This window comes from Bradyrhizobium sp. CCGB12 (assembly GCF_024199845.1).
GTDB lineage: Bacteria > Pseudomonadota > Alphaproteobacteria > Rhizobiales > Xanthobacteraceae > Bradyrhizobium.
This window is the reverse complement of the sequence record NZ_JANADO010000001.1, coordinates 2,090,992-2,116,607: the sequence shown is the minus strand read 5'-3', so window position 1 is coordinate 2,116,607 and position 25,616 is coordinate 2,090,992. Positions and strand designations below refer to the sequence as shown.

27 protein-coding genes are annotated in these 25,616 nt (G+C 65.0%); 9 read left to right on the top strand and 18 right to left on the bottom strand.

The features are described 5' to 3' along the window. Positions 1-111 precede the first annotated feature (111 nt). The 4 genes from tsaA to NLM27_RS10160 form a co-directional block, all read right to left on the bottom strand. Positions 112-603, bottom strand: a complete 492-nt coding sequence (tsaA, locus tag NLM27_RS10175) for a tRNA (N6-threonylcarbamoyladenosine(37)-N6)-methyltransferase TrmO (RefSeq protein ID WP_254143189.1) — start codon at positions 601-603, stop codon at positions 112-114. A 31-nt stretch (positions 604-634) separates the two neighbouring features. Then, the gene (locus tag NLM27_RS10170) at positions 635-985 is read right to left on the bottom strand and encodes an AzlD domain-containing protein (protein ID WP_254143188.1); all 351 of its coding nucleotides are present in this window, start codon (positions 983-985) and stop codon (positions 635-637) included. After that, a complete protein-coding gene (locus tag NLM27_RS10165) occupies positions 982-1,722 on the bottom strand; it encodes an AzlC family ABC transporter permease (RefSeq protein WP_254143187.1) in 741 nt (246 codons plus the stop codon). Before NLM27_RS10165 ends, NLM27_RS10170 begins: the two co-directional genes overlap by 4 nt. A 231-nt stretch (positions 1,723-1,953) precedes the next feature. After that, positions 1,954-2,919 carry a lytic transglycosylase domain-containing protein gene (locus tag NLM27_RS10160; protein ID WP_254143186.1) on the bottom strand — a complete coding sequence of 322 codons (966 nt, stop codon included), beginning with the start codon at positions 2,917-2,919 and terminating at the stop codon, positions 1,954-1,956. Between the two features lie 76 nt (positions 2,920-2,995). On the opposite strand from NLM27_RS10160, the gene NLM27_RS10155 reads away from it, so the two are divergent. Beyond that, positions 2,996-3,634 (top strand): HAD family hydrolase, encoded by a 639-nt coding sequence (locus tag NLM27_RS10155; protein ID WP_254143185.1) that lies wholly within the window; start codon positions 2,996-2,998, stop codon positions 3,632-3,634. A gap of 4 nt (positions 3,635-3,638) precedes the next feature. Here the strand turns inward: NLM27_RS10155 and NLM27_RS10150 are convergent, their stop codons facing one another. Together NLM27_RS10150 and NLM27_RS10145 are read right to left on the bottom strand one after the other, a co-directional pair. After that, positions 3,639-4,679, bottom strand: coding sequence for a phenylacetaldoxime dehydratase family protein (locus tag NLM27_RS10150; RefSeq protein WP_254143184.1), 1,041 nt, complete (start codon positions 4,677-4,679; stop codon positions 3,639-3,641). 27 nt (positions 4,680-4,706) lie between these two features. Beyond that, a complete protein-coding gene (locus NLM27_RS10145) occupies positions 4,707-5,723 on the bottom strand; it encodes a carbon-nitrogen hydrolase family protein (RefSeq protein WP_254143183.1) in 1,017 nt (338 codons plus the stop codon). 195 nt (positions 5,724-5,918) lie between these two features. Between NLM27_RS10145 and NLM27_RS10140 the strand changes: the two genes are divergently transcribed. The 5 genes from NLM27_RS10140 (at position 5,919) to NLM27_RS10120 (ending at position 10,528) form a co-directional block, all read left to right on the top strand. Further along, positions 5,919-6,875, top strand: a complete 957-nt coding sequence (locus NLM27_RS10140) for a helix-turn-helix domain-containing protein (RefSeq protein WP_254143182.1) — start codon at positions 5,919-5,921, stop codon at positions 6,873-6,875. Between the two features lie 45 nt (positions 6,876-6,920). Further along, positions 6,921-7,211 (top strand): hypothetical protein, encoded by a 291-nt coding sequence (locus NLM27_RS10135; RefSeq protein WP_254143181.1) that lies wholly within the window; start codon positions 6,921-6,923, stop codon positions 7,209-7,211. 113 nt (positions 7,212-7,324) lie between these two features. After that, on the top strand, positions 7,325-8,350 hold the full coding sequence (locus NLM27_RS10130) for an aldo/keto reductase (RefSeq protein WP_254143180.1): 1,026 nt from the start codon (positions 7,325-7,327) through the stop codon (positions 8,348-8,350). 177 nt (positions 8,351-8,527) lie between these two features. Then, on the top strand, positions 8,528-9,949 hold the full coding sequence (locus tag NLM27_RS10125; protein WP_254143179.1) for an MFS transporter: 1,422 nt from the start codon (positions 8,528-8,530) through the stop codon (positions 9,947-9,949). Positions 9,950-10,078: 129 nt separating this feature from the next. Further along, entirely contained in the window at positions 10,079-10,528 is a 450-nt protein-coding gene (locus NLM27_RS10120) for a translation initiation factor 2 (protein ID WP_254143178.1), read from the top strand. A gap of 74 nt (positions 10,529-10,602) precedes the next feature. Here the strand turns inward: NLM27_RS10120 and clpA are convergent, their stop codons facing one another. From clpA to NLM27_RS10100, 4 genes are all read right to left on the bottom strand, one after another. Then, entirely contained in the window at positions 10,603-13,011 is a 2,409-nt protein-coding gene (gene clpA / locus NLM27_RS10115; RefSeq protein ID WP_254143177.1) for an ATP-dependent Clp protease ATP-binding subunit ClpA, read from the bottom strand. Positions 13,012-13,303: 292 nt separating this feature from the next. Next, entirely contained in the window at positions 13,304-13,636 is a 333-nt protein-coding gene (gene clpS, locus NLM27_RS10110) for an ATP-dependent Clp protease adapter ClpS (RefSeq protein WP_254143176.1), read from the bottom strand. Between the two features lie 71 nt (positions 13,637-13,707). Continuing rightward, positions 13,708-13,926 carry a hypothetical protein gene (locus NLM27_RS10105; protein ID WP_254143175.1) on the bottom strand — a complete coding sequence of 73 codons (219 nt, stop codon included), beginning with the start codon at positions 13,924-13,926 and terminating at the stop codon, positions 13,708-13,710. 324 nt (positions 13,927-14,250) lie between these two features. Next, complete coding sequence (locus tag NLM27_RS10100; protein ID WP_166815593.1) at positions 14,251-14,589, bottom strand: phasin family protein; 339 nt, start codon at positions 14,587-14,589, stop codon at positions 14,251-14,253. A 389-nt stretch (positions 14,590-14,978) separates the two neighbouring features. On the opposite strand from NLM27_RS10100, the gene NLM27_RS10095 reads away from it, so the two are divergent. Continuing rightward, on the top strand, positions 14,979-16,829 hold the full coding sequence (locus NLM27_RS10095) for a D-alanyl-D-alanine carboxypeptidase (RefSeq protein ID WP_254143174.1): 1,851 nt from the start codon (positions 14,979-14,981) through the stop codon (positions 16,827-16,829). 217 nt (positions 16,830-17,046) lie between these two features. On the opposite strand, the gene NLM27_RS10090 is transcribed toward NLM27_RS10095, so the two are convergent. From NLM27_RS10090 to NLM27_RS10075, 4 genes are all read right to left on the bottom strand, one after another. Beyond that, positions 17,047-17,772 carry a DnaJ domain-containing protein gene (locus NLM27_RS10090; RefSeq protein WP_254143173.1) on the bottom strand — a complete coding sequence of 242 codons (726 nt, stop codon included), beginning with the start codon at positions 17,770-17,772 and terminating at the stop codon, positions 17,047-17,049. A gap of 73 nt (positions 17,773-17,845) precedes the next feature. Beyond that, positions 17,846-18,592 carry a VWA domain-containing protein gene (locus NLM27_RS10085; protein ID WP_254143172.1) on the bottom strand — a complete coding sequence of 249 codons (747 nt, stop codon included), beginning with the start codon at positions 18,590-18,592 and terminating at the stop codon, positions 17,846-17,848. Between the two features lie 122 nt (positions 18,593-18,714). After that, entirely contained in the window at positions 18,715-19,575 is an 861-nt protein-coding gene (locus NLM27_RS10080; RefSeq protein ID WP_254143171.1) for an alpha/beta fold hydrolase, read from the bottom strand. Between the two features lie 337 nt (positions 19,576-19,912). After that, positions 19,913-20,836: a division plane positioning ATPase MipZ gene (locus NLM27_RS10075; RefSeq protein WP_254143170.1), complete on the bottom strand. Its 924-nt coding sequence runs from the start codon at positions 20,834-20,836 to the stop codon at positions 19,913-19,915. A gap of 285 nt (positions 20,837-21,121) precedes the next feature. Between NLM27_RS10075 and panC the strand changes: the two genes are divergently transcribed. Then, positions 21,122-21,973, top strand: a complete 852-nt coding sequence (panC, locus tag NLM27_RS10070; protein WP_254143169.1) for a pantoate--beta-alanine ligase — start codon at positions 21,122-21,124, stop codon at positions 21,971-21,973. On the opposite strand, the gene NLM27_RS10065 is transcribed toward panC, so the two are convergent. The 4 genes from NLM27_RS10065 to NLM27_RS10050 form a co-directional block, all read right to left on the bottom strand. Then, positions 21,970-22,410: a DUF1489 family protein gene (locus NLM27_RS10065; RefSeq protein ID WP_254143168.1), complete on the bottom strand. Its 441-nt coding sequence runs from the start codon at positions 22,408-22,410 to the stop codon at positions 21,970-21,972. The genes panC and NLM27_RS10065 overlap by 4 nt on opposite strands. 42 nt (positions 22,411-22,452) lie before the next feature. Then, positions 22,453-23,430: a hypothetical protein gene (locus tag NLM27_RS10060; protein ID WP_254143167.1), complete on the bottom strand. Its 978-nt coding sequence runs from the start codon at positions 23,428-23,430 to the stop codon at positions 22,453-22,455. A gap of 158 nt (positions 23,431-23,588) precedes the next feature. Next, positions 23,589-23,792 (bottom strand): hypothetical protein, encoded by a 204-nt coding sequence (locus NLM27_RS10055; protein WP_100233081.1) that lies wholly within the window; start codon positions 23,790-23,792, stop codon positions 23,589-23,591. A gap of 295 nt (positions 23,793-24,087) precedes the next feature. Then, positions 24,088-24,750, bottom strand: a complete 663-nt coding sequence (locus NLM27_RS10050; protein WP_254143166.1) for a glutathione S-transferase family protein — start codon at positions 24,748-24,750, stop codon at positions 24,088-24,090. 122 nt (positions 24,751-24,872) lie between these two features. On the opposite strand from NLM27_RS10050, the gene NLM27_RS10045 reads away from it, so the two are divergent. Then, positions 24,873-25,589 (top strand): DUF599 domain-containing protein, encoded by a 717-nt coding sequence (locus NLM27_RS10045; protein ID WP_254143165.1) that lies wholly within the window; start codon positions 24,873-24,875, stop codon positions 25,587-25,589. Positions 25,590-25,616: the final 27 nt, after the last annotated feature.

Genomic DNA, 25,616 nt, shown 5'->3' with positions numbered 1-25,616 from the left:
TCGCCGCACATTCCGTCATGGCGAGCACAGCGAAGCAATCCAGACTGCATCCGCGGCGCCAGTCTGGATTGCTTCGTCGCAAGGGCTCCTCGCAATGACGGAGGACAGATCTCACTCCGTCTGGAAATCCCCCGGCTGCGGCGCCGCCAGCGGCGTGAACTCGCAGCGGTCGGGCTTGATGTCGATCAGCGGCGTATTGTCGAGGCAATCGAGTCCGCGCACCAGGATCACATTGCCTTCGATACCGACCAGCTTGACGATCGACGTGCCGATCGGATTGGGCCGGACCGGCGAGCGCAGCGAGAACGTGCCGCGGGTCTTCTCGTTGTTCTTCGGGCTTTGCAGGATGATGTCGCGGCGCGACTTGTCGAGCCAGTACAGCACTTCGAGATTGCTGTAGAAATCGACGCCCTTGATGGCCGGCACGAACGGCTCGAAGATCTCGAGCCGGCACACCGGGCCGTCATGACGTCCCTGCCGCGGCGTCTCCAGCCGCGAGGTCCAGGGGGTGCGGATGCGGCCGATGAAGACGAGACCGGCATCCTCGGCGGGCGGCAGCTCGATGGCGAGTTCGCCGTCGCGGAGCTCCTGTTCGCGAACCATATTTCCAGTTCCTTGCTGTTCGCCGGCGGTTTTAGCCCAACCACCATTTGCCGGCCAGCAGGAAGACTTCGCCGGTCACAACGCCCGCGAAGATCGAGCGTCGGGTCAGCAGGAAGACGACGAGGCCGGCGCCGACAGCGCCATAGCGCAGGAGGTCAGGCACGCTGGCAAGCGCTCCGGGCGGCTCGACCACGATCTGGGCGATGACGCCGGCCAGGATCGCGGTGGCGACCGCCCGCACCCAGACCAGCAGCTCGGAGCCCTCGTCGATGCCGCCGCCGAACCACAGGCCGAGCATGCGCCAGATCTGGTTGGGAACGACGCCAGCGACGAACAGCACGGCAAGTGCGTGCCAGTCGCCGATGAGCTGCGCAACGCTCATGCGCGCACCTCCCGCCACCAATGCACGCCATAGGCGATGGTGCCGGCTGCGAGGCCGCTGACGAGGATGTCGAGGCCGGAGTTCATTTTCGCAGCCAGCGGATAGAGCAAGACGCCGAGCGCCAGCGCGACGACGTCGGCGGCCTCACGGCTGTTGCGCGCGGTCGAGAACAGGAACGACAGCGGCGTCAGCATCAGGATCGCGGCCCCCAGCGTCTGCGTCAGATTGGCGGCGAGGAAAAAGCCCACCGTGTTGGCGATGAGGCATACCGAGACCAGACCGAAGCCAAGCCCGTTGACGAAGGCGATCCGCCGCTCGCGCGGCACCTGTGGCAGGAAGCGATGGCATTCGACCCACAGCGTCACGGCCGTGAGATGCGCCGCGAAAAACAGCTCACGCCGCTTGGTCGTCGGCGTACGCATCAGCGGCAGCACCGAGACCACCATGGGAAACAGCCGCACCGCGCTGACGGTGACCGCAATCGCCGACTGGATGATGGTGGCGCCCGAGCCGAGCGTTGTAATCAAGATGATCTGCGCCGGACCTGCCCAGACGAACAGCGTCGAACACAATGCCCAGAGCAGGCTGAAATGGGTGTCATGGGCCAGCGCGCCGATGCCGAGATAAGTCGCGAACAGGACGAGCGTGAGGATCGTCTGCGTGACCGAGCGCAGCCCCCAGGCAAACGCACGCCAGGGACTTTGCCATTGAGGTGAATCGAGCGGAGGAAGTGCCACGGGAGCTTTTGGCCGAGGAGAGGAATCGTGCCTGCATAACGGGCGATGGGGCGTCTTGCGTCAAGGAAGCCGGCGGCGGGGCTGGCATGCGTGACGCCGACGCCCGCTACCGTCATTCCGGGGCGCGACGAAGTCGCGAGAATCCATCGGGCCGCAGAGACTGCCGTGCGATGGATTTCGGGCTCGCGCCCAAGAGGGCGCGCCCCGGAATGACGGGAGAGAGACGCGCCCCTACCCGCTCACACCCCTGTTCTTCAGCACAAAGCACGCACCGCCCGCCTTGCGAATGCGATTGCACAGATCATCCGCCTCGGCGCGCGTGTCGGCGCCGATGCGCACCTGATAGAAGGCGCGCGTCCCGCGGCTGCGCATCACGGACGACAGCAAGCTCGGGTCGCGATCCCCGATCGCGGTGCTCAGCCGCGTGACGGCACGGGAATACATCGCCAGCGCCCTGTTACGATCGAAGCCGGCGGCGAGCTGCACGCCCCAGACCTTCGCCGCGGCAAGCTCGACATGCTGCTCGAGCTCGGCCACGAACGGATTGGGTGCGCGCTTCAAGAGTGCCATGAGATCGCGGCAGCTCGTCGGCGGGGAACTCGGCGGGCCCTTCCCGGTCGCACCGGTCTTGGCCCACGTCTCCACCGTCGCGCCAGTAATGGCGAGAACGTAGTTGCGGGTCTGCTCCGGCATTGAGCCGGTGCCCGCAAGCCATTCCTCCACCCGCCGCGGTCCGGCATTGTAGGCGGCAGCCGCAAGGCCGAGATTGCCGAACTGGTTGCGCAGCTCGTTCAAGAACTCCGCCGACTTGGGCAGCGCCTGCACCGGATTGAAGGGATTGAGCAGCCCGCGCTCGCTGGCGGTGCCCGGCATGAATTGCGCGATCCCCTGCGCGTGTTCACCGCTGCGCGTCATTGGCCCGACCGCATCGGCCTGGAAACGGCTCTCCTGCCAGATCACGCGGGCAAAGAACTCCAGCGGCAAGTTTGAGGTGCGCGCGGCAGATTCGATGATCAGGCAGATCGATTCCCGCGTGTCGCTCTCACGCACCGGCTCGGGGGATGGCGACGGTTTTGCGGGCCCTTCGGGGCCGAGCTGCGTGGGAGGAACCGGTGCGTCCTCGGCCAGCGCCGACGTCCAGACGAACGCCGCCACGAGCAACTGCCAGATTAGTTTCTGGGCCCCATCGAACTGCATTTCGCTCCAAGCCCTTGAACTCGGGCCTCAAGGCAACTAGCAACGGCCGGAATAATCAACGCTGAGCCCGGCCAGAATGCGGACAATCTATTTTGATCTCGACGGCACACTCACCGACCCAAAGCCCGGGATCACCGGTTCGATCCAGTATGCCCTGAAAAAACTCGGCCAGCCGGTCCCGAGCCAGGACGAGCTGACTTGGTGCATCGGGCCGCCGCTGCATGCCAGCCTGAAGAGGCTCGTGGGAACCGGCGAACTCGCTGACCAGGCGCTGCTGCTCTACCGCGAACGGTTTTCCGAGGTCGGCCTGTTCGAGAACACCCCCTACCAGGGCATCCACGACACGCTCGCCGCGGTGGTCGCGACCGGAGCGCGGATGTTCGTGGCGACCAGCAAGCCCGCCGTCTACGCCACGCGCATCGTCGATCATTTCGGGCTGAAACCGTATTTCGAGCGCGTGTTCGGATCCGAGCTCGACGGCACGCGCGTCGACAAGCGCGACCTGCTCCGCTATGCGCTCGACGAGGCCAAAGTCGATCCGCAGCACGCGATCATGATCGGCGACCGCAGCCATGACGTGGTCGGCGCCCGCACTAACGGCATGACCGCCATCGGCGTGCTCTACGGCTATGGCAGCGAGGCCGAGCTGCGGGACGCCGGCGCGCATCACATCTGCGCCGCGCATCCCGAATTGCTCGGCCATTGCGTAACCTAGCCTCTCAGGCGCCGACGGTCTCCACCGCCGCCAGCATGCCCGTCTTCGGGTGACAGTTCAGATATTCGAAGAACTGCTCGTCGGCGGCTGCTACCGTCACCTCGTGATAGAGCCGCAGCTTGGCCGACGGCCCGAGCGTCGACAGATATTTCATCGCCGCACCGAAGATCCTGACATGGGTCGGATGCGACTCCGCCCAGCGCTCGAGCGCGGCGAGACTCTTCCACCAGCTCTGGCCATATGATTTTTCGCTGACGCTGCCGTCGGCCGCGAGGACGCGCATGTAGCGGTTGGCGTAGCAGCCGATACCGAGGCCGTCGTCGCGCAGAAAATCCATGCCCTCGCGCAGCACCGGCTCGACGTCGTCGAGATAGAGCTTTCGCTCGGACGCCTCGGTATCGCTCCAGTCCTGCCCGGAGCGGATCAGGCAGAGATTGTCGTGCGCCACGACCCGCAGCCGTGCGCCGTCGCGGATCAGCTCCGGGGCGCCGCCGGGCGCCATGGCGTCGGTCTGCGACAGCGGGATACGGTCGCGCATGCCGCCCCAATAGGCGTGCTCCTGCACCTCGCCGCTCATGCCGCCGGCGATTGCGGCAACCCCTTCGGGCCGGTCAGGCGAGGAGAACAGCGTCTCGTGCCGCGCCACAATGGGGCGCAGCACCTCGATGAAGGTGCCGACGCCGTCCGCCGCAGCGCCGGTCCACGCCTCGCGCACCGGCTCGAACCAGGCATCGAAGCGCGCGATGTCATCCCAATAGGCAACGGAGACGACGTTCTCGTATCCGGCCTGGTCGATATGGTGCGCGCGATCCCAGTGCGAGGGCCCACCTTCCGCGGCAAACCGCCTGGCGATTTCAGCGAGTCCCTCCTTCGCGGCCACCGGCGCGGTGCCGCGATATTGCACACCGAAATAGGCCATCAAGACGCGGCTCACGGCGGGCTTGTAGCGCGCCACGAACGACGGATATGGCGGCTGGTAATCGTCGAGCACGCGCTTGTGGCGCGTGCGCTGGGTCTCCAGATACAGAGGAATTGCAGATTCCATGATCGTGCTCTCCCATGGTCCCGGCGATCAGCTCGCCGCCGCGCCGATGTCCGTTGGCTCGACCGTGTCGACTGGCGGCGCGAACTGCTCGACGCGCTGGTATCGCTTCTTGTTGAGCAGGAGCCGCGTCACGTCGGGCCGCGAATAGTGCCCGGCAGGATCGGCGGCGTTCTTGGCAACGCCGATGGCGCCGAGATCGATCTCGGCAATCAGCAGCCCCTCCTGGTCCGGCGCCAGCTTCTCGCCGATCTGGCTGCCGTCGGGACCGTAGATCGCGGCAAAGCCGCCGCCGGCATGCAGCAGCGCATGCTTGTCCGGCCGGTCGCAGAGCTCGTCGATCATGGCCTGCGACACTGTCGCACAAGGCGCGAGCACGAAGCAGGAGCCTTCTACCGCATAGACGCGCGAAGCCGCATTGTTCACCTCGGCCCCTAACGCCGGCGCGAACGGATCGTAGAGCGAGAAGCTCGGCCAGGCCGCGACATGCACCTGCTCGTTCTGCGCGTACATCGCGTATTTCGACAGCGGCTGGAGATGCTCCCAGCAGCAGAGCGCGCCGAGACGGCCGATGTCGGGCCGCGCATGCACGGCAAGATCGCTGCCGTCGCCCTCGCCGTAGACGGTGCGCTCGGCATGGGTCGGCCGCAGCTTGCGGCGTTTCGCGATGGTCTCGCCGTCGGGTCCGATCAGCCATTGCGCCAGATAAAGGCTGCCGCCGTCGCGCTCGGACAGGCCGATCACGGCGGTGAGCTTTGCCTTGCGCACGGCCTCGCACAGCTTTTCAGCCTGCGGACTGTCATAAGACAGCGAGTTGTCGAAATAGCGCTGCACAAAACCGCGGCCGATCGCCCAGGCCGGCGAGTCCATCCAGATGTGCCAGGGATAGCCGGGGATGAAGGCTTCGGGAAAGGCGATCAGCTTGGCGCCCTTTTCCGCGGCCTCCCTGATCAGCGCGATCGACTTGTCGATCGAGGCGTCGAGGTCGAGCCAGGCCGGCGCCGCCTGCACCACCGCCACCTTGTATTTCGGATGTTCGATGCCCATTGCCGCCTCCATTGCCGGTTGATCGGAAGCCATCTCCGATGCAGTCTATTGGGCCAAGCCGCGCGGCCAGGCGCTCGACCACGGCGGAACAAAAACTCGACTGGACGGGATCGCCGGCCGGTACGGGATTTGCCTCCGGGCAGGCTGGATCCGCCGACAGGCGATTTTGCAGAATGTGAAAGGGAGGCTGTCCAGATGCCAATCCAGTTCACGACCGACGGCAGCCCCGGCTACCGGCGGCTGGCCCTCTGGCAGGACATCGTCTGCGACGTCTTCGTCGGGCTCGACTGCAAGTCCGACCTCGGCAGCGCCTTTCACGGCTCGGTCACGCAGGCTTCGCTCGGCAGGGCCGTGTGCTCCGAGGTCTGCTCCGACCGTCAGCACGTCTTCCGCACGCCTTCGCGCATCGCGCGCTCGGATCAGGATTTCGTCCTGGTCGCGCTCGGCAATCGCGGCGACGGCGGGGTGGTGCAGGACGGCCGCGAGACGGTGATCCATCCCGGCGAGTTCGCTCTGTATGACACCACGCGGCCCTATGAGCTGAAGTTCAGCGACACCTTCACCCAGACCATCTTCAAGGTGCCGCGGGAGATGTTGCAACGCCGGCTCGGCGGCACCGAGGCGCTGACCGCAATCGCGTTCGGCGCCGACGTGCCGCTCGAACGGCTCGCCTACGATTTCATCTTCAGGCTCTGCCAGAACGCGGACCGGCTCGCACCGGGCAACGCGGCCGCATTGTCAGAGCAGGCCGTCGACCTGCTCGCCATGGTGCTGAGCGAACGGCTCGGCAAGACATCGCTGCCGTCCTCGACCCATCGCTCGGCCCTGCTCTACCGGCTGAAAGCGCATATCCGGACGCGCCTACCCGACCCCGATCTGTCCCTGTCGGAGACCGCAGCGGCGCTCGGCATCTCGCCGCGCTATGTCAATGATCTCCTCGCCGACGAGGATACGTCGTTCCAGCGCTACGTCCTCGCCGAACGCCTCGCCCAATGCCGGCGTGACCTCGCCTCGCCCGTGCTCGCCCATCGCCACATCAGCGAGATCGCCTTCGCCTGGGGCTTCAACGACCTCTCGCATTTCGGCCGCGTCTTCCGCGACCATTTCGGGATGTCGCCGCGCGACTTCAGGCAGAGCCAGTTGCGGCACTGAAATCACGGCAGACATCACCTCCAGCCTTCGCTTCCGGCGAAGGCAATGCTCGCCAATTCCAGATTGCCTTGCTTGGCGGCCTGCATCAGGCTGGCGCGCATGAGGACACATGACACCATAGGCACATCGGAGCTGCTGCTGGGTGTGATCGCGATCCGGCTCGCGGTGCTGGTCTTGGTCGGCTGGAGCCTGACACTTCTGCCGCGACAAGTGCCGGACAGAGAAATCGCCTGCGTCCCCGCGCCCGCAACAAGGCTCGAAGCTCAATCTTTGGTGAAGACGCCCGCCTCGCGCGTTGCCGATGCAGCATTCGACGACATGCGCTTGCACGACTAGAGCACTCCCAAGCAAGGCCGGTATGTGCGCGCGCGATAGGACGCCGCGCCTGCTTGCACTATCCTTGTATCAGGCCGCAAGGATCAGTCAGCGGCCAGCCAAGGAGCATATCGATGGAATACCGACGCTTGGGCCGCTCAGGCCTCATGGTGCCCGCCTTGAGTCTTGGGACCGGCACCTTCGGCGGCGTCGGCCGCCTTGCTGCGTGGGGTACGACCGACGCGACCGAAGCGCGACGCCTTCTGGACATCTGCCTCGATGCCGGCGTGTCTATGTTCGACACTGCGAATGTCTATTCGCTCGGCGAGTCCGAACGGGTGCTCGGCGAAGCCATCAAGGGGCGCCGTGACAAGGTCTTGATCTCGACCAAAGCAACCTTCCGCTTCGGCGACGGTCCCAACGACATCGGCTCGTCGCGGCAACACCTGCTCGCGGCCATCGACGGTTCGCTGAGCCGGCTCGGCACCGATTACATCGACCTGTTCCAGCTCCATGGCTTCGACGCCTTCACCCCGCCCGAAGAGGTGCTCGCCACCCTCGATGTGCTCGTGCGCGCCGGTAAGATCCGCTATGTCGGCGTTTCCAATTTTTCGGGTTGGCACCTGATGAAGTCGCTCTCCGTGGCCGACAAGCACGGCTTCCCGCGCTACGTCGCTAACCAGACCTATTATTCACTGATCGGCCGCGACTACGAATGGGAGCTGATGCCGCTCGGCCTCGACCAGGGGTTGGGTGCCGTGGTCTGGTCGCCGCTTGGATGGGGCCGCCTCACCGGAAAGATCCGCCGCGGCCAGCCCAAGCCGGACGTCAGCCGCCTGCCCAAGACCGCCGAGTTCGGCCCGCCCGTGCCGGACGAGCATGTCTATCGTGTCGTCGATGCGATCGACGAGATCGCGAAGGAGACGGGCAAGAGCGTCTCGCAGATCGCGCTGAACTGGCTGCTCCAGCGCCCCACAGTCTCGACGCTGATCATCGGTGCGCGCAACGAAACGCAGCTGCGCGAAAATCTCGGCGCAGTCGGCTGGTCGCTGACCAAGGACCAGATCACAAAGCTCGACGCCGCGAGCAAGGTGACGCTGCCCTATCCCTACTGGCACCAGCGCACGACTTTCACCGACCGCAATCCGCCGGCGGTATAGGCACCTTTCCAAACGCGCGGAAGCGCCGGCAGGCGGCGAAAGCCGTCCTGCCGATGCCTGCAGCGCCGGGAGATCTGCTTCCGCGACAGGAACTGTCCGTGTCCTGCCGGGTTGCGATCGATCCGGCAATTTCCTATTCGGAGATGAATCACGGCTCGAATCAACCGCGCCTCCATCATGTCGTCCGCCCCGATCGAGCATGCCGACGGCCTGCCGCAGCCGCAGCGCAACCAGGCGATCCTGACCATTGCGCTCGGCATCATCATGGCGGTGGTCGACAGCGCCATCGCCAATGTGGCGCTGCCGACGATTGCGGCCGACCTCGATGCGAGCCCGGCCTTCTCGATCTGGATCGTCAACGGCTATCAGCTCGCGATCACGATCTCGCTGCTGCCGCTGGCGTCGCTCGGCGAGATCGTCGGCTATCGCCGCGTCTATCTGGTCGGGCTGGTACTGTTCACGCTCGCATCGGCCTTCTGCGCGTTGGCGGATACGCTGCCGCTGCTTACGATCGCGCGCATCATCCAGGGTTTTGGCGCAGCCGGCATCATGAGCGTCAACGCGGCGCTGGTGCGCTTCACCTATCCGCGCAGCCAGCTCGGCCGCGGCATCGGACTCAACGCGCTCGTGGTCGCCTTCTCGGCCGCGATCGGCCCGACGCTGGCGGCCGGCATCCTCGCGGTCGGAAGCTGGCCCTGGCTGTTCGCCATTAACGTGCCGCTCGGTGTGGTGACGCTGCTGCTCGGCCTGCGCAGCCTGCCGCACACAACGCCCGCCAGCCGGTCCTTCGACTGGCAAAGCGCCGGCCTTTCCGCCATCACTTTCGGCGTCGGCATCGCAGCCGTCGACAGCGTCGGTCATGGCGAGGCCGCGATCACATGCCTCGTTCAATTCGCCATCGCTATTGCCGCGGGCGCGCTGCTGATCTATCGCGAAACGCACATGACCTCGCCGCTCCTGCCGGTCGATCTGTTGCGCATCCCCGTGTTCGCGCTGTCAATTGCGACCTCGATCGCATCGTTCTGCGGGCAGATGCTGGCCTTCGTCGCGATCCCCTTCTACCTCCAGAGCCGCTTCGGCTATTCGGCGGTTCATATGGGCCTCTTGATCACGCCCTGGCCGATCGCGGTGGCTTTCGCGGCGCCCCTCGCCGGCCGCCTGGTCGAGCATTATCCGGCCGGCCTGCTCGGTGGCATCGGGCTGACGCTGTTCGCCTGCGGCCTCGGCGCGCTCGCCTTCCTGCCCGCAAGCCCGACGCCGCTCGACGTGATCTGGCGCATGGCGCTGGCTGGCGCCGGCTTCGGCCTGTTCCAGACCCCCAACAACCGCACCATGATCGCGGCCGCCCCGCGCGAGCGCGCCGGCGGCGCCAGCGGCATGCTGGGCACGGCGCGGCTGCTCGGCCAGACCACGGGCGCCGCGCTGGTGGCGCTGCTCCTCGGACGGTATCCGGTCGAGGGAACCAGGCTGGCCCTGCTCGTCGGCGTCGGATTTGCGCTCTGCGGCGCGGTGCTGAGCATGCTGCGGCTGTCACCCGCGGGCGGACGCGGCGCCGAGCATGTCCGCGTGCAGGATGACCAGCGCCTGCGCGGCGAATGATACGAGCCCGCGCGCAGGTTCCCATAATTTCCGTACACAACCCCTACGTGGCTTAACTATTTGGACCAATGACGTATTGCCCTCCCGCTCTGGTTGCGCTTCCCTGGCGCGGGGAATAAGGGGCATCTCATGCGTTCATTTGGAATCGTGGCGCTCAGCGTCATGCTGGGCGGCTGCGCGTCTGTTACGCGCGGCACCACCGAAAACATCAGCATTTCATCGACACCTTCAGGCGTGGAAGCGATGGTCTCCGGGCTCGAAGTGCCCACCACCTGCACCACGCCATGCGCCATCGTCGCCAAGCGCAGCGCCGACATCACGATCACCTTCGAGAAGGAAGGCTATCAATCGCAGACTGTACAGCTCACCAAGGAGGTCTCGGGCACGGGGGCCGCGGGTTTCGCCGGCAACATCCTGGCCGGCGGCCTCATCGGCATGGGCGTCGATGCTGCGACCGGCGCGGCAACCGATCACAAGCCGAACCCGGTCATCGTGACAATGCAACCGTCCGTTCCGCACGCAGCGCCACGTGCTCCGAAGAAGCCGCGGTCGCCGCGCGCTCCGGAAGCCGGTACGTAAGCTCCTCGGTCGGATACCGACTTCAACAAAAAGGCCGGCTTTTCAGCCGGCCTTTTCAATTCATTATGCGCCGATCAGGCTTTGACCAACGGCCCCTTCGAGGTCGGCCCCTTGGAGCCGCCGGGACCGCCGGGCTTGGACTTGCCAGGCGGGCGCTTGCGGGTGCCGGGCAGCTTCTCCTGCTTCGGCGTGACCGGACCCTCGACGAACTCGAAGCCGATCTTGTCCTTGGTCTCGTCGGCCTCGTCCTTGACCAGGACGACGCGGACGTGACCGCCGCCCTTGAGCTTGCCGAACAGAACCTCGTCGGCCAGCGGCTTCTTGATGTGCTCCTGGATCACGCGAGCCATGGGACGTGCACCCATCTGCTCATCGTAACCATGCTGGACCAACCACGCCTTGGCCGGCTCGGACAGCTCGATGGTGACGTCGCGGTCGCCGAGCTGCGCCTCGAGCTGAAGCACGAACTTCTCGACCACCGTACCAATCACCTCGACGCTGAGATGGCCGAACGAGACGATGGCATCGAGGCGGTTGCGGAATTCCGGCGCGAACTGCCGGTTGATCGCCTCGTGGTCGTCGCCTTCCCGCTTGGAGCGCGTGAAGCCGAACGCCTGCTTGGCGAGATCGGAAGCACCGGCGTTCGTGGTCATAATCAGGATCACGTTGCGGAAATTGACCTGCTTGCCGTTGTGATCGGTGAGCCGGCCGTGATCCATGATCTGGAGCAGCACGTTGTAGAGATCAGGATGCGCCTTCTCGATCTCGTCCAGCAGCACCACGCAATGCGGATGCTGATCGACGCCATCGGTGAGCAGGCCGCCCTGGTCGAAGCCGACATAGCCGGGAGGAGCGCCGATCAGGCGCGACACGGTGTGTCGCTCCATGTATTCGGACATGTCGAAGCGCAACAACTCGACGCCGAGACTGGCCGCGAGCTGCTTTGCCACTTCCGTCTTGCCGACGCCGGTCGGGCCTGAGAACAGGTAGCAGCCGATCGGCTTCTCCGGCTCGCGTAGGCCGGCGCGCGCCAGCTTGATCGAAGCGGCGAGCGACTCGATCGCCTTGTCCTGGCCGAACACGGTGCGCTTCAGGGTCTGCTCGAGATGCTTGAGCACCTCGGCATCGTCCTTCGACACGCTCTTCGGCGGGATCCGCGCCATCGAGGCGATCGTGGTCTCGATCTCCTTGATGCCGATGGTCTTCTTGCGCTTGTTCTCGGCCACCAGCATCTGCGCAGCGCCTGACTCGTCGATCACGTCGATCGCCTTGTCGGGCAGCTTGCGGTCGTGGATGTAGCGCGAGGAGAGCTGCACCGCGGCCTCGATCGCCTCGTTGGTGTACTTCAGCCGGTGGTAGTCCTCGAAATACGGCTTGAGGCCCTTGAGGATCGCGATGGCGTCCTCGACCGTCGGCTCGTTGATGTCGATCTTCTGGAACCGCCGAACCAGCGCGCGATCCTTCTCGAAGTGCTGACGGTATTCCTTGTAGGTGGTCGAGCCCATGCAACGAATGGTGCCCGAGGCCAGCGCCGGCTTAAGCAGGTTCGAGGCGTCCATCGCCCCGCCCGACGTCGCACCCGCACCGATCACGGTGTGGATCTCGTCGATGAACAGGATGGCGTTGGGATGCGCCTCGAGTTCCTTCAGCACCTGCTTCAGGCGCTCTTCGAAGTCGCCGCGATAACGCGTACCGGCGAGCAGCGTGCCCATGTCGAGCGAAAACACCGTCGCAGCCGCCAGCACCTCCGGCACCTCGCTGTCGACGATGCGCTTGGCGAGGCCTTCCGCGATCGCGGTCTTGCCGACGCCGGCTTCGCCGACGAACAGCGGGTTGTTCTTCTGCCGGCGGCACAGCACCTGGATCGCGCGGTTGATCTCGGAATTGCGTCCAATCACCGGATCGATCTTGCCGTCGCGCGCCTTCTTGTTGAGGTTGACGCAATAGGTCTCAAGCGCCTCCCCCTTCTTCTTGGTGTCCTCGTTGCCCTTGGTCTCGGTCTCCTCGTCGACGCCGCGCACGGGCCGCGCCTCGGAGACGCCCGGCCGCTTGGCAATGCCGTGGCTGATGTAGTTGACGGCGTCATAGCGCGTCATGTCCTGCTCCTGCAGGAAATACGCGGCATGGCTTTCACGCTCGGCGAAGATCGCGATCAGCACGTTGGCGCCGGTCACCTCTTCGCGACCAGACGACTGCACGTGGATCACCGCGCGCTGGATCACGCGCTGGAAACCGGCGGTCGGCTTGGCATCGTCTGCGCCATCCGTCACCAGATTCTCGAATTCGGTCTCAAGATAATTGACGAGGCTCGTGCGGAGCTTGTCGAGATCGACGCTACAGGCACGCATGACCGCGGCTGCATCGGAGTCGTCGATCAAGGAGAGCAAGAGATGCTCGAGCGTCGCGTATTGGTGATGACGCTCGTTTGCGATCGCCAGCGCACGATGCAGGGATTGTTCAAGGCTTTGGGAAAAAGTCGGCATTCGCGTCCTCTATGGCCCCCACCATCATGATCGTCATCGCCCGGTCAGGCAACAACAACCTTTGTCACATATAGTTATACAAGATCGCGGCAAAAGACCGGTTCCGCGACTCTGCGGCTAGCCACATGGGCGGTATTTTCGATGCAAAACTCGTTCCGATTTGGGTAGGATCGACGCCGGTGCAGAATTCCGCAAGCTTACCGGCTGCAACGGACATCGCGCGCACGTCTCACGCGACGATCACACTGCGACACACACAATGAAGGCGGCTTCGAACGCGCCGTGACGTATCTTATTTCTTTTCCATCACGCATTGCAGCGGATGCTGGTGCTTGCGGGCGAAATCCATCACCTGCGTCACCTTGGTCTCGGCAATCTCGTAGGTGAACACACCGCACTCGCCGATCCCGTGATGATGGACGTGCAGCATGATCTTGGTTGCGGCCTCGATGTCCTTCTGGAAGAATTTCTCCAGGACATGGACGACGAATTCCATCGGCGTGTAGTCGTCATTGAGGATCAACACACGGTACAGGTTCGGCCGCTTGGTCTTGGGCTTGACCTTGGTGATGACCGAGGTGTTCGGCCCCGTCGGACCATTGGAACGATTGTCGTCATTGCTCATCCAGGGAGCACGGGCCGCGGCTGACGCGGACAGATCAAGGCTGGAAATCAGTTGCGGCATGGCACAGGCGTTCAAAATTCCCCAAGGAAGCGATGACGGTTGCCGCGCGCCCCGCCCTTCGGAGCCTTGCGCAGGCGCGCCGTCTTGTTGGATCGCCACTCCCGACGGATCCGGTCCAAGCCGGATCGTTCGTTAGCAATATGGGCCTGCCTCCGGCTTGCCGCAAGCACGCAAAAGTCCGGCCGATGCGGCCGCAGCGGCGCCGATTCCGGCCCGGCGATCTTATCCAAGGTTAATCAATCCCGACCGATTTGACAAAAATTTCCGCCACGCCTGTTTAGAACGTGTTGACCAGGAACCCGGCCGTTGATGCGGTCGCGATCTTTCGCGCAAGGCATCTCCGGTTTTCTACGGTCCAATTTACCAACAGCTCGATTGCGTGCCGCAAATCGGGCTGTGTTGCGGTCGACGTCTCGAAACTCTGCGACAATGGCAGGTCGGCCAGCATCACGATCGATGCGGTCCAGGGTACGGCGCCGCTGGCGGATTCATCGCACGCAAACAAAAAGCCCGGCTGGTCAGCCGGGCTTTCGATTCCAGGAGGTTCTGGAAAGTTAATTAGCGGCCGGGGTGAACTTCGACACGATGGTCTCGACCGGCTTGAAGGCCTGCTTGGCGAGGTCGCTGTAGAGGCCGGCGATCTTCTGCGATTCCGCAACGAAGGTCTCGTAGGAGGAACGGGCGAAGTCGGTCTGCGCTTCCACGGCCTTGTCCAGCGACTTCACGCCGGAAAGCTTCTCGACGAAGGACTTCGTGTCTTCGAACGACTTCTTGGTGTAGTCGCCATAGGCGCTGGCGATCGCCTGGAGGCCATGCTGCACCGAGGTCGCGGACGCGACGCACTGCTCGAATTGCTCTTTGCCGTAGTTCTGAAAGTCTTCAACCTTGAACATGTCGGAATCCTTTTTCCCTGGCTCTCGTCGGGAAGCCCCGGCTCCCTGACTCTGCCCACAATTAGTGCAACGCACAAAAAAGTCAAGAATCTTGTGCGACGCACAAAACTCAATCCAAATCGCCGAGATTCCCGGGGTTTTCCGCAAGGGTTCCTTAAGCTTTTGGAAACCGCAGCCCCCTACCCTGATTCCCTGGACGTGTTCGGCTTCAGCAAGCGGCCAAAAGCCGTCTGAGAACATCACCTTAGCCAGAATAGCGGCTCAGGCCCAACGTCCTCCGCGGTGAACACCAGCGGCGGGACAGCCTGAGCAGGTAATGATCCCGGGTCCAGTGGGCACAATTTCGCCTCACGAGCCGGTGATCAAGTCAGAAACGGGGACGGGGTTCCATGCTTCGTAACAACTTGTCTTCCTCGCGCTTGGCGCGGGTCGGTGTCTTCGGGCTTCTTACGATCACCACCGCGGTCATCTTCACCACGGATGCGGCCGAGGCGCGGCGCCACCGCCGCCACTACGCGCACCACCGGGTGCAGCGCGATGTGTCCGAGAGCTCCAGCCCGAAGTTCGCGTCCATCATCGTCGACGGCAATTCCGGCTCCGTGCTCCAGGCAACGAGCCCCGACGGGATCCGCCATCCCGCCTCGCTCACCAAGATCATGACGCTCTACCTGCTGTTCGAGCGTCTGGAGTCCGGCAAGATGAAGCTCGACACCGAGATGCCGGTGTCGCAGCACGCCGCTGATCAGGATCCGACCAAGCTGAACCTGCGTGCCGGCCAGACCATTCGCGTCGAGGATGCGATCAAGGGCCTCGTCACCCGCTCCGCCAATGACGCCGCCGTGGTGATCGCGGAAGCGATCGCAGGCGACGAGGACGATTTCGCCCAGATGATGACGCGCAAGGCGCGCTCGCTCGGCATGTCCAAGACGGTCTACCGCAACGCCAACGGCCTTCCCAACGACGAGCAGGTGACGACGGCACGCGACCAGGCCACGCTCGGCCGTGCCATCCAGGAGCGCTTCCCGCGTTACTATCGCTACTTCGCGACCGCCTCGTTCAACTGGCGCGGACAGTCGATCCGGAACCACAATCACCTGCTCGGCAATGTCGAGGGCGTGGACGGCATCAAGACCGGCTATACCCGCGCCTCCGGCTTCAACCTCGTCACCTCGATGCGCCGCGGCAATCGCCACCTGATCGGCGTTGTGCTCGGCGGCCGCAGCGGCGGCTCGCGCGACGCCATCATGCGCAATCTGCTCGCGGAGAATCTCGAGAAGGGCGCGACCACCCACACCGTCGTCGCCGTCACCGAGCGCAACGGCACCGACGCCAATACCGACGTCGCCGACGCATCCGATACCCCGGCACGCCCTGTGGCACAGGTCCAGGCCGCGGCCACCCCTGCCTCCGAAGCCGCCCCGTCGCGTTTCGCCGCGCGCCTGTCGACGCTTGCCGCTGCGACTGCCGCGGTGCCGCCGGCTCAGCCCAGAGCTGAAGCCAACAAGCCCGAGGTTCGACCGACTGAATCCAAGATCGAGCCGGCTCCGCTCACCAATGGCGTGATCTCCAGCCAGCCGCTGTCGATCATCCCCGGCTCGTCCGAGCCGATGAAGCCGGTCCGGGTCAAGACGGTTCAGGTCAAGGCCGGCCCCGTGAAGGTCGCCTCCGCCGCCCCGACCCAGGTATCGCCGCCGGTCACGAACGCCATTCCGTCCCGGTCCGACGTCGCGGAAACCTCCGGCGCCGTCGTTGCCCGGGCCGACCTCATCAACAGGGCCGAGATCGCGAGCCAACCAGACGCACCGAAGACCGAAATCGCCCGCACCGAAATGCCGCGGCAGCCGGCGGGCTTCGGTACCGGCAACGGCATCCTCGGGGTGCTTCCGGCCACAACCGCCGCCGCGCCCACTCCGGCCGCTCCGAGGCTCGCTTCCGCCGACCCGGCGCCGCAGGCGATCCAGATGAGCGCCACGACCAAGCCGACCGTCACCCACAGCGGCTGGATCGTCCAGGTCGGCGCGCTCGACAGCGAGAACGAAGCCCAACAGCGCATCGACGCCGCCCGCAGCTCGGCCCGCGGCCTGCTCAGCAAGGCCGACCCGTTCACCGAGCCGGTTGTCGCCAAGGACAATCGCAAGCTCTACCGCGCCCGCTTCGCCGGGCTCGAGCGCGACCAGGCCGAAGCCGTCTGCCGCGCCCTGAAGCGCGCCGATATCTCCTGCATCACCGTCCGCAACTGATCCTCCACGTTCCGACGAAAAATGCCCGCGCCTTGCGCGGGCATTTTTGTTTCGGGCGGGCGCCGATGCCTGTTCCGCGACAACTTCTCGTCAAGAATTTACGGTTAAAATTTGCCTCAAGGGTTCGACCACGCCGAACAATGGCGGGTATCGGGGCGACGGCAAACGGAGCAAGCGGAGCTCACACGGTACGGGCGTTTGTAGCGTAGTGCCGGAGTTAGCCGTTATGCGTGCGAAGCAGAGTATCCTTGGCCTCGTTTACACGGGCAGCGAGATACGTCGAGCCCCCCTGGTCGGGATGGAGTTTCTTCATCAGGGATTTGTGGGCCCGGCTGATGTCGTCGCGCCCCGCGCCCGGCTGCAAGCCAAGGATCTGATAGGCCTCCTCCGTCGTCATTTTGCCGCTCGCCGCCGTGCGGCGCTGCCGCCCTGCCGCATCGCCCTGCGCGTTCTGACGCCAAGCGGGAAACCGGCGGTCCAAATAGCTTTCAAGTAGGGCCACGCTCTCGGCATCGAATGCCGGCACCATCGCCAGCAGGCCGGCGAGATCGAACTCGCCGAGATCGCGCCCGGCGTGAGGTCCGGCAATGATCTGGCCCGTCAGCTGGCCAGTGTCGTGGTCAAGCCGCATGTCCAGAAACTGCGAGCGCACCCGCGAGGCCTGTCCGGACGGGCGCGTCGCACCGCCGCCGAACAGCCCTCCGATATTGCCGAAGCCGGCGTTAGCCAGGGGTGTCCAGCCGAGCAGCCCGGCGCCGAAGATCCCGAGCGGAATCGCGACCACCAACTCGCCCCGCAAACCTGTGAACGCCGCTGCCGCCAGCGCTACCACGCCGCCGCCGAACTTGATGGCGCGCGCCAGCGCCGCCGGATTGGCGGAGCGGAACATCTGGAGCAGCAGGTAAAGCGTGATAACAGCGACAGCGCCGGCAATCAGGGTCATGGCCGGAATATAATCGCCCTCTCAGCAAAATGCATCGCGTCCACCGCCGCAGCGGGCCGCACCAACCCGATCGCTACTTCATCTGGCCGATCAGCTTGGCTGCGCCGCTCGCGGTCTTCGCCAATTGCAGCAGCGCATCGCGGCCGCCGGCGGCGTAAGCCGCAGCTGCCCGCAACAGCTCGCGCAACTGCGCCGCCGCACCGGGATCGAACCGGCACCAGGCACCACCGGTCAGGCGTGCGATCTCGCGGAAGGCCTGCTCGGCCACGACATCATGGCCCTCCTGAAACATGAACACGGGCACCTTGAGCATGCCGAGCTCGCCGGCCTTGGCGCAGAGCTCGTCGACCTTCTCCTCCATGGAGTCGCCGACGAAGACCACGGCGCGCACGCCGGATGCGACCGCCTCGCGCCGGGCCTCGCTCAGCACCTTGCCGATCTGGGTGTCGCCGCCGCGGCAATCGATCTTGCTCATCAGCATCGCAAGCCTGGCGCTGTCGGAGATCCAAGCCGTCGCGCGGCACTCATTGAGGCCGCGATAATAGACGAGCCGGATGTCGAGACTGCCGAGCGCCGCGGTCTCGCGAAACATGTCGGCCTGGAGCGCACAGGCCATGTCCCAGGTCGGCTGCCGGCTCATCGTCGCATCCAGTGCGAAGATCAGACGCCCCTTCGCGCCGGGCCCATGCGGCGACAGCGCTCGGGCCTTGGCGACGAAGGCGGCAATGTCCTCCGAGGTCGACGTACCCGCCTGCGGCACTGCAGCGCCGGCCCTCGTCGAGACGGCATCGCCGCGCGGTTTGATGGGTTCGGCCGACATCGCTGCTCAACCATGCGTGGGCGATTAATGTGGTGAGTGCGTGGAGCCCGGTCAATGCGGAAAGCCTCCGCGGGCGGAGGCCGGCGGAGGCTTTGCAATCGATGCCGATGACGAGGGAGGCGTCAGCTCTTGGCAGGCGCCACCAGTGCGACCGGACCGGGCTCGAGAATGTTGGGCGACGACGATTGCGTATCGACCGGCCTCACCTCGCTGTCAGTCACGCTCAGGAATTTATCGAGCATGCTCTGGATCGAATTCTTGGCCGCATCCGGACCGGTGTCGCGCATGTCGTTATGCTGGAATTCGGTCTTCACGACCTCAATGCCCGCCTTCTCGCACTCCTCGTCCGTGGGGATCACCCCGGCGTCGGCCTTGAACTGCGGATCGGTGGAGCGGAACGACAGGATCTTGAACTTGCCGGCGGTGACGAAGGGGACACGCAGGTTGTCGAGCGTGACGACCTTCTTGACCTCATCCGGATACTGCTTGGCGAAATACATCGTGATGTCGCCGCCCATGGAGTGGCCGACCATGGTCACCTTGTCGTAGTCGGCGTTCGGCTGGACCTTCTTCATCTCCTGCATGGCGAGATGAATGTTGGCAACGCCGCGCAGGATCTGCGGCAGGCGGCCGACATAGAGCTCGCCCGGCTTGGTCACCATCGGGGGATCGGTCGGCAAATCATGCTGCGGGCTCACGACCAAGTAGCCGCGCGCAGCGAAGATATTGGCGAGGAAGCCGTACTCGGTGTTCTTGACGGTGTTGCCGTGATTGATCACGGCGACCGGCAGCGTGATCATGCCGGCGCTGGCCTGCATTTCCTTGTCGCGACGCACCGCGATGTCGACGGGTACCGGACGATTGTCGCGCGAAGCGTCGTAGAAGGTGATGGTCTCGTGCTTGATCGCCCACTTGCTCGCCGTGAAATAGGCGATGCCGCAGAGGGCACTGACCGAAACCAGAACGGCAATTCCACGCTTCATTTTCGTCCTCAGCCCCAGGCTCTTGCGGCCTGAATCCCTGTTGAAAATCGTGTTTCCGGGGCTCTGCGTCCCCTGGTCGCCTATTCCCTAATATATGTCACAGCAGCGTGACAGGAAGGCTAAATATTGTGAACCGGCAGCCCTTTCATTGTGCGGCGCACACGTTTCGTGAGCACCCCATTCTCATACCGCTACGTGCAGATCACCATCCGACGCAACTCGTGTGGATTGGGTTCGATTTCGCAGTAAACGCAGGATGAAAACGCGCCGGGCGCGAGCGAGGTTCCCGCGACAAGCGGCCGCTCAGACCGTGCGGAAGTAGCGATATACCGCCGCCTCAGGCGCCGAGGATGTCGTGGACCTCGAGGGGCTTGTCGACCTGACTGAACCACTCGGCACGGTTGGCGGCGCGGCGGCGGCCGCGCTCGTCCAGCGGCAGCTTGAGCTGGCGCAGCAGGCTCGTCACCTCCTCCCGCGCAGTGAGATGGCCGAGATTGGGCCGCATGCCGAGCGTGGCCTCGTCGATCTCGTCGAGGGCGGTCAGGCCGCGCGGGAAGAACTCGCGATAGACGACGCGTTCGGCGAAGCCGTCGACGTAGCGGAAGCCAAGCCGCAGCGACAAATCCTTCAGACCCTCGGCGACGAGTTGCTTGTTGCGCGAACCGAGCATCGACAGGCGGTTGCGCACGACGATCCAGTCGGTGGTCGCGCCGTCGAGCTGGCGGCGCTTACGCCTGACGTCGCGCACCATCTCGGCGTAATGGCTCTCCCCCGTGACCGCGTAATTGGCGGGATCGACGGTGCCGAGCACGTCAAAGTCGAGGAAGCTGTCGTTGATCGGCGTCACCAGCGTGTCGGCCATCGAATGCGCGAGCCGCATCAGGTAGCTGTCGGTGCCGGGCGTATCGATGACGATGAAGTCGAAGCTGCTCTCGACCGCCGAGACCGCCTCCATGAATTGCTGGAACTCGGAGTTCTCGTTCTCGGCGATCTGCATGGTCTCGCCGAGCTTGATGCAGCGATGCACCGGCAATTCGAGGTCGAGCTTGGTGCGGCGCGCCCACGCGGAACGGTTGCCGATATAGCGGGTGAAGCTCTGTTGCCGGCAGTCGAGGTCGATGGTGGCGACGCGCTGGCCGGCCTTCAACAGCGCAACCGCGATGTGCAGGGCGGTGGTCGATTTTCCGGAGCCGCCCTTCTCGTTGCCGAGCACGACCACGTGCGCCGAGCCGGATTGGCCTTGGCTAGCCTGCACAAGCATAGCGATCCTTAACACCCCTCGTCGAAATATCTTCAAGTTGGCCGCGTCTGCGGTCAAGTGAAATGCGTGACAGTTAATGCAAATTGCAATGCGCCGTTCTTCAGCATGAATCGCAGCGCCATCGTTCGTCTGTGATCCAGCCGACAATCTCGCGACATCCTGCACGGCCTTGTGCGGGATGCTGTGCCGCATCCGGATGCATGGCGTCCACGATCGCTGCTTGTTAAGGTTAGCCGGCTGGGCGCCGGCCGCACCTGCACTGATTCCCAACCCCGTCGAGTCCTGATGTCATCAAGCCCCTTGATCGCCCGCACGGTCCCCGCCCTGCGGCGCGCCGTCGACAATCTCCGCAAGCGCAAGGCCACGATCGCGCTGGTCCCGACCATGGGAGCACTCCATGACGGGCATGTGTCGCTGGTTCGCCTCGCCAAGCGGCGCGCGAGCCGCGTCGTGGTTTCGATCTTCGTCAACCCGACCCAGTTCGCCCCGACGGAGGACTTTGGCGCTTATCCGCGAACCTGGAAGGCCGACATCGCCAAGCTCGCGGCCGAGGACGTCGACGTGGTCTGGCACCCCGGCGTCGCGGCCATGTACCCGGAGGGTTTTGCCACCCGCATCGTGCCGGAGGGGCCGGCGCTCGCCGGCCTCGAGGACCGCTTCCGGCCGCATTTCTTCGGCGGCGTTGCCACCGTCGTCGGCAAGCTGCTCACGCAATGCCGGCCGGATGTCGCGATCTTCGGCGAGAAGGATTTTCAGCAGTTGCGGGTGGTGACGCAGATGGCGGGCGATCTCGACCTTGGCGTCAAGGTGATCGGCTCCCGCACCGTGCGCGAGCGCGATGGGCTCGCGATGTCCTCGCGCAACGTCTACCTCTCAGCGGAGGAGCGGCAGACCGCGACCATCCTCTACCGCGCCATGAAGGAGAGCGCGCGGCGGATCAAGGCCGGCAATGCCATCGCAGCGGCGATGGCGGGCGGCGCCGAGATGATCCAGGCAGCCGGCTTCGTGCTCGACTATTTCGAGGCACGCCATGCGGCGACGCTGGCGCCGGTCACTTCGCGCAAAGACGGCCCCTTGCGGATCCTGGTCGCGGCCAAGCTCGGCAGCACCCGGCTGATCGACAATATCGCGGTTTAGAGCAGCCCCAGATCGCGCAGCTCGCGCCGCATCGGCTCCGGCATCGCCGCGATCGAGCCGGCGGCGGACTTGCCGAGATCGGCCGGCACCGAATCCTCGGTGAGATAGCGCCAGCCCTGGAACGGGCGCATCGGCCGCGGCGATACCGAGATCACCTTCGGCTGCATCACGATCCGGCAGCGCCCGATGCCGTCCTTGTCGCGGAACGGCTCGATGCCGATGATCTTCTCCCGCGCGGCGATCTCGCCTTTGATCACCCAATAGAGCGAGCCGCCCGCCAGGATCTCGGCGTCGCGCTTGGGCACCATGCGGGTGATGTGGATGTGATGTTGCGGCAGACCCTTCTTCTTGGCGGTCTGCATCCGTTCGGCGATCCACTCCTTCAATTCCTTGACGGAGTCGCAGCCGACGGCGAGCTTGATCAGATGTAGCGGCATGCCCCAGCATTAGCCGGGCAGCCGCGCATTTGGAATGCCGATCTACTCGTTATCCGCAGCCGCGGGCGCAGCCGCCGAGGCCGGCGGCGGTGCGAGCGGAACCGGCGCGGCCGGTGCATGCGCAGCCTTTGGCGCCGGGGGCCGCTTCGCGGCCGGTGCCGCGGGAGCTGCGCCCTGAGCCGAGCTCGCGGCCGGCGCGCGCGGTGCTGCATTTGCGGCGGGCGCCGTCTGGCGTGTCGTCGCCGTAGGCTCCGGATTCATGATGCTCACCGGCGGCGTCGACGAGGCGCTCGGGAACTCGGCATTGGTCGGCTTGCCCGTCGGCATCGATGGCGGCAAGCCGGCAAGCGCACCGGTGGCCGGCATCGCCGGCGCCGTAGCGGGCGCGTTCCAGATCGGCGCATAGCGCGCAACCAGCGTGTCGTAGAGGTGGGAATCCATGTTGGCGGCGACCTGCTGCTGGTCGGTCAACGAGCGGAACGCAGCGCAATCGAACTGCGTGCAGCCGTCGCGCGCGACCAGCACATGCGCGACCAAGCCGTAGCGATCGCGCTCCAGCGATTTGCGCAGCACCTTCGTGTCGAGCGTGAGGTTCTTGTCGACGGTGGCGACGTCGCCGAGCGCGGTCAGCCGGTCGATCCTCGCCGCGGTATAGGAGACAGCCGCAGCCGCCGCGTCAGGCGCGCCGAACAGCGCCTTCTCGCAACCAACGGCGACGGCATCGCCGGCGAGATCGTCGAGACAGGACAGAGCCGGCAGACTCGCCGTCACTTGCGCCCGCACCTCGGCCGGGCCGCCCTGCCCCTCCGGTCCATAGACGCGCACGGTGGCCGCCCCGGCGATCGCGATGGATAGCAGCGTAATGACGGTCAGCGCGCCGTTGGCGACCGATCTGTCGGCGCGCAGCAGCGTGATCAGGAGGATCAGCCCGAAGAATCCGGCAGCCGTCAGCGTCATCCACATCGGGAAGGCCGGCGAGCGCCAGATTTGGTCGAGCGAAGTGGCCGATGCCCAGTTCATGCGCGACGTCCCTCACGCGAGCAAAGCGCGAATGGTCAAAGCGAGCACCGCGTGTCGGCAACTGCCCCCGGGCCCACCTTGTGAAGGTGAAGCGGGCCTTTTGACGGCGAGAGGATACAATTCACCGGGAGGCGCCAATACGCAGACGGCGTCAGTCTTCAAGAGAGCGCGAGCTGGCTTTCCTTGGCGACACGCTCGAAGGCTTCGGTCGAGCTCTTGATCCGGTACTGACAGTCGTCGCCTTCGGTCGGCAGTAGACGGATGACCTCATACGAGCCGCTGGCAGCCGGGCGCGCGATGTTGCTGGCCGTGAACAAGACGCGCGTTCCCACGGGGAATTTGTGCTTCAACACCCTCTCCATTACTCAAACAACGCCTGCCTCGCCCATGGTCCCACTGCGACGGCCGGCCGGAAACCCGGGCGCTGTATAGCACGCGGCCGGCCGTTTTGGCCAGCGTCATACCCGCATGGCAAGTACGTAATTCTTGCAGTCTTTTCAGAACGATAGACCCAGAACCGGCGGGCCGCCGGGGTCGCCCCTCCAGCGACGTGTCGCAGCTTCTGTCGCAGGGGTGGGAATCGACCGTAGCGGCCGGCTTGCAGCCCGAGCGCCGCCAACCGGACCGCGGACCGGCGCCCCCGGGTCAGAGCAGCGATCAGGCGTCCTCGAACTTCTCGATGCGAAGCGTTTCGGCGAGCCCGTCCCGGGTCCATTCCTGGAACGCCGGCAGCGCCAGCATCGTCTCCATGTAGGCCTTGGTCTCGGGCGTGACCTCGATCGCGTAGGTGCGGAAGCGGTGCACGACCGGGGCGTACATCGCATCCGCCGCACTGAAGCGGCCGAACAGGAACGGTCCATTGGTACCATACCGGGCCCGGCACTCGCGCCAGATCTCCTGCACGCGCGCGATATTGGCCTTGGCGTCCGCCGATAGCGCCACGGGACGCACCGGGCGGTGCAGGTTCATGCCGCATTCGTTGCGCAAGGCCATGAAGCCGGAATGCATCTCGGCGCACACCGAACGGGCATGGGCGCGCGCGGCGACGTCATCGGGCCACAGCTTCTTCTCGGGATAGCGCTCGGCGATGTACTCGATGATGCTGAGCGAATCCCACACGGTGACGTCACCGTCGACCAGCACCGGCACCTTGCCGGCGCGGCTGAAGGACAGGATCTGCTCCTTGTCGGCGGGATTGTCGGTGTAGAGCGGGATGAGGGTCTCCACGAACGGGATGTCGTTGGCGCGCAGTGCGAGCCAGGGCCGCATCGACCATGACGAGTAGTTCTTGTTGCCGATCGCGAGTTTCAGTGCAGCCATGTCAGCAGTCCTTCTCGAGACGTCCTAGAGCGAGCTGCTTTTAACGCCATCGCCTGCCGCCAATCAATCGTTGCTGCGCCTCGCCATGCGTGGCAATCGTTGCGGCCCGCAAGGAGACGGACATGAGCAGGCACTGGGTCGACATCACCGCCGTCGGCTTCTTCATCATCGAATGGCTGGTCTACGCGCTGACGCTTGAGCATTCGGCCTATGGCCGCGACAGCCTGTCGGCGCGGATGAACCGCTATCGGGAAGTCTGGGTGCGCCGGATGCTCGACCGGGACACCCGCATGGTCGACATGCAGATCATGGCCTCGCTCCAGAACGGTACCGCCTTCTTCGCTTCCACCAGCCTGTTCGCGCTCGGCGGCGCACTGGCGCTGCTGCACGCCACCAACGACGCCATCATGATCCTCAGCAAGCTGCCGATCGACCTCAGCACGTCGCCGGCAATGTGGGAGCTGAAATGTGTCGGCCTCGTGCTGATCTGCGTCTACGCCTTCTTCAAGTTCGCCTGGGCCTATCGCCTGTTCAACTATGTCGCGATCCTGTTCGGCGGCATGCCGCCTGCTGACAAGCGCGACACGCCGGAGGCCGAAGCCCATGTCATCCGCACCTCGCGCCTGTTCGAATCCGCCGGCCGCCACTTCAACCGCGGCCAGCGCGCCTTCTTCTTCGCGCTCGGCTATCTCGGCTGGTTCGTCAGCCCGTGGCTGCTGTTCGTGACCACGGCGGCGGTGGTGGTCGTGACATGGCGACGGCAGTTCGCGTCCAGTGCTTGGGCGGCGATGGCGCCGGAGCTGATGGATGGCGAGGAGATGCGGAAGCGCGGTCATTGATGCGCGTGTCCAAGGCCCGTCGGGCCG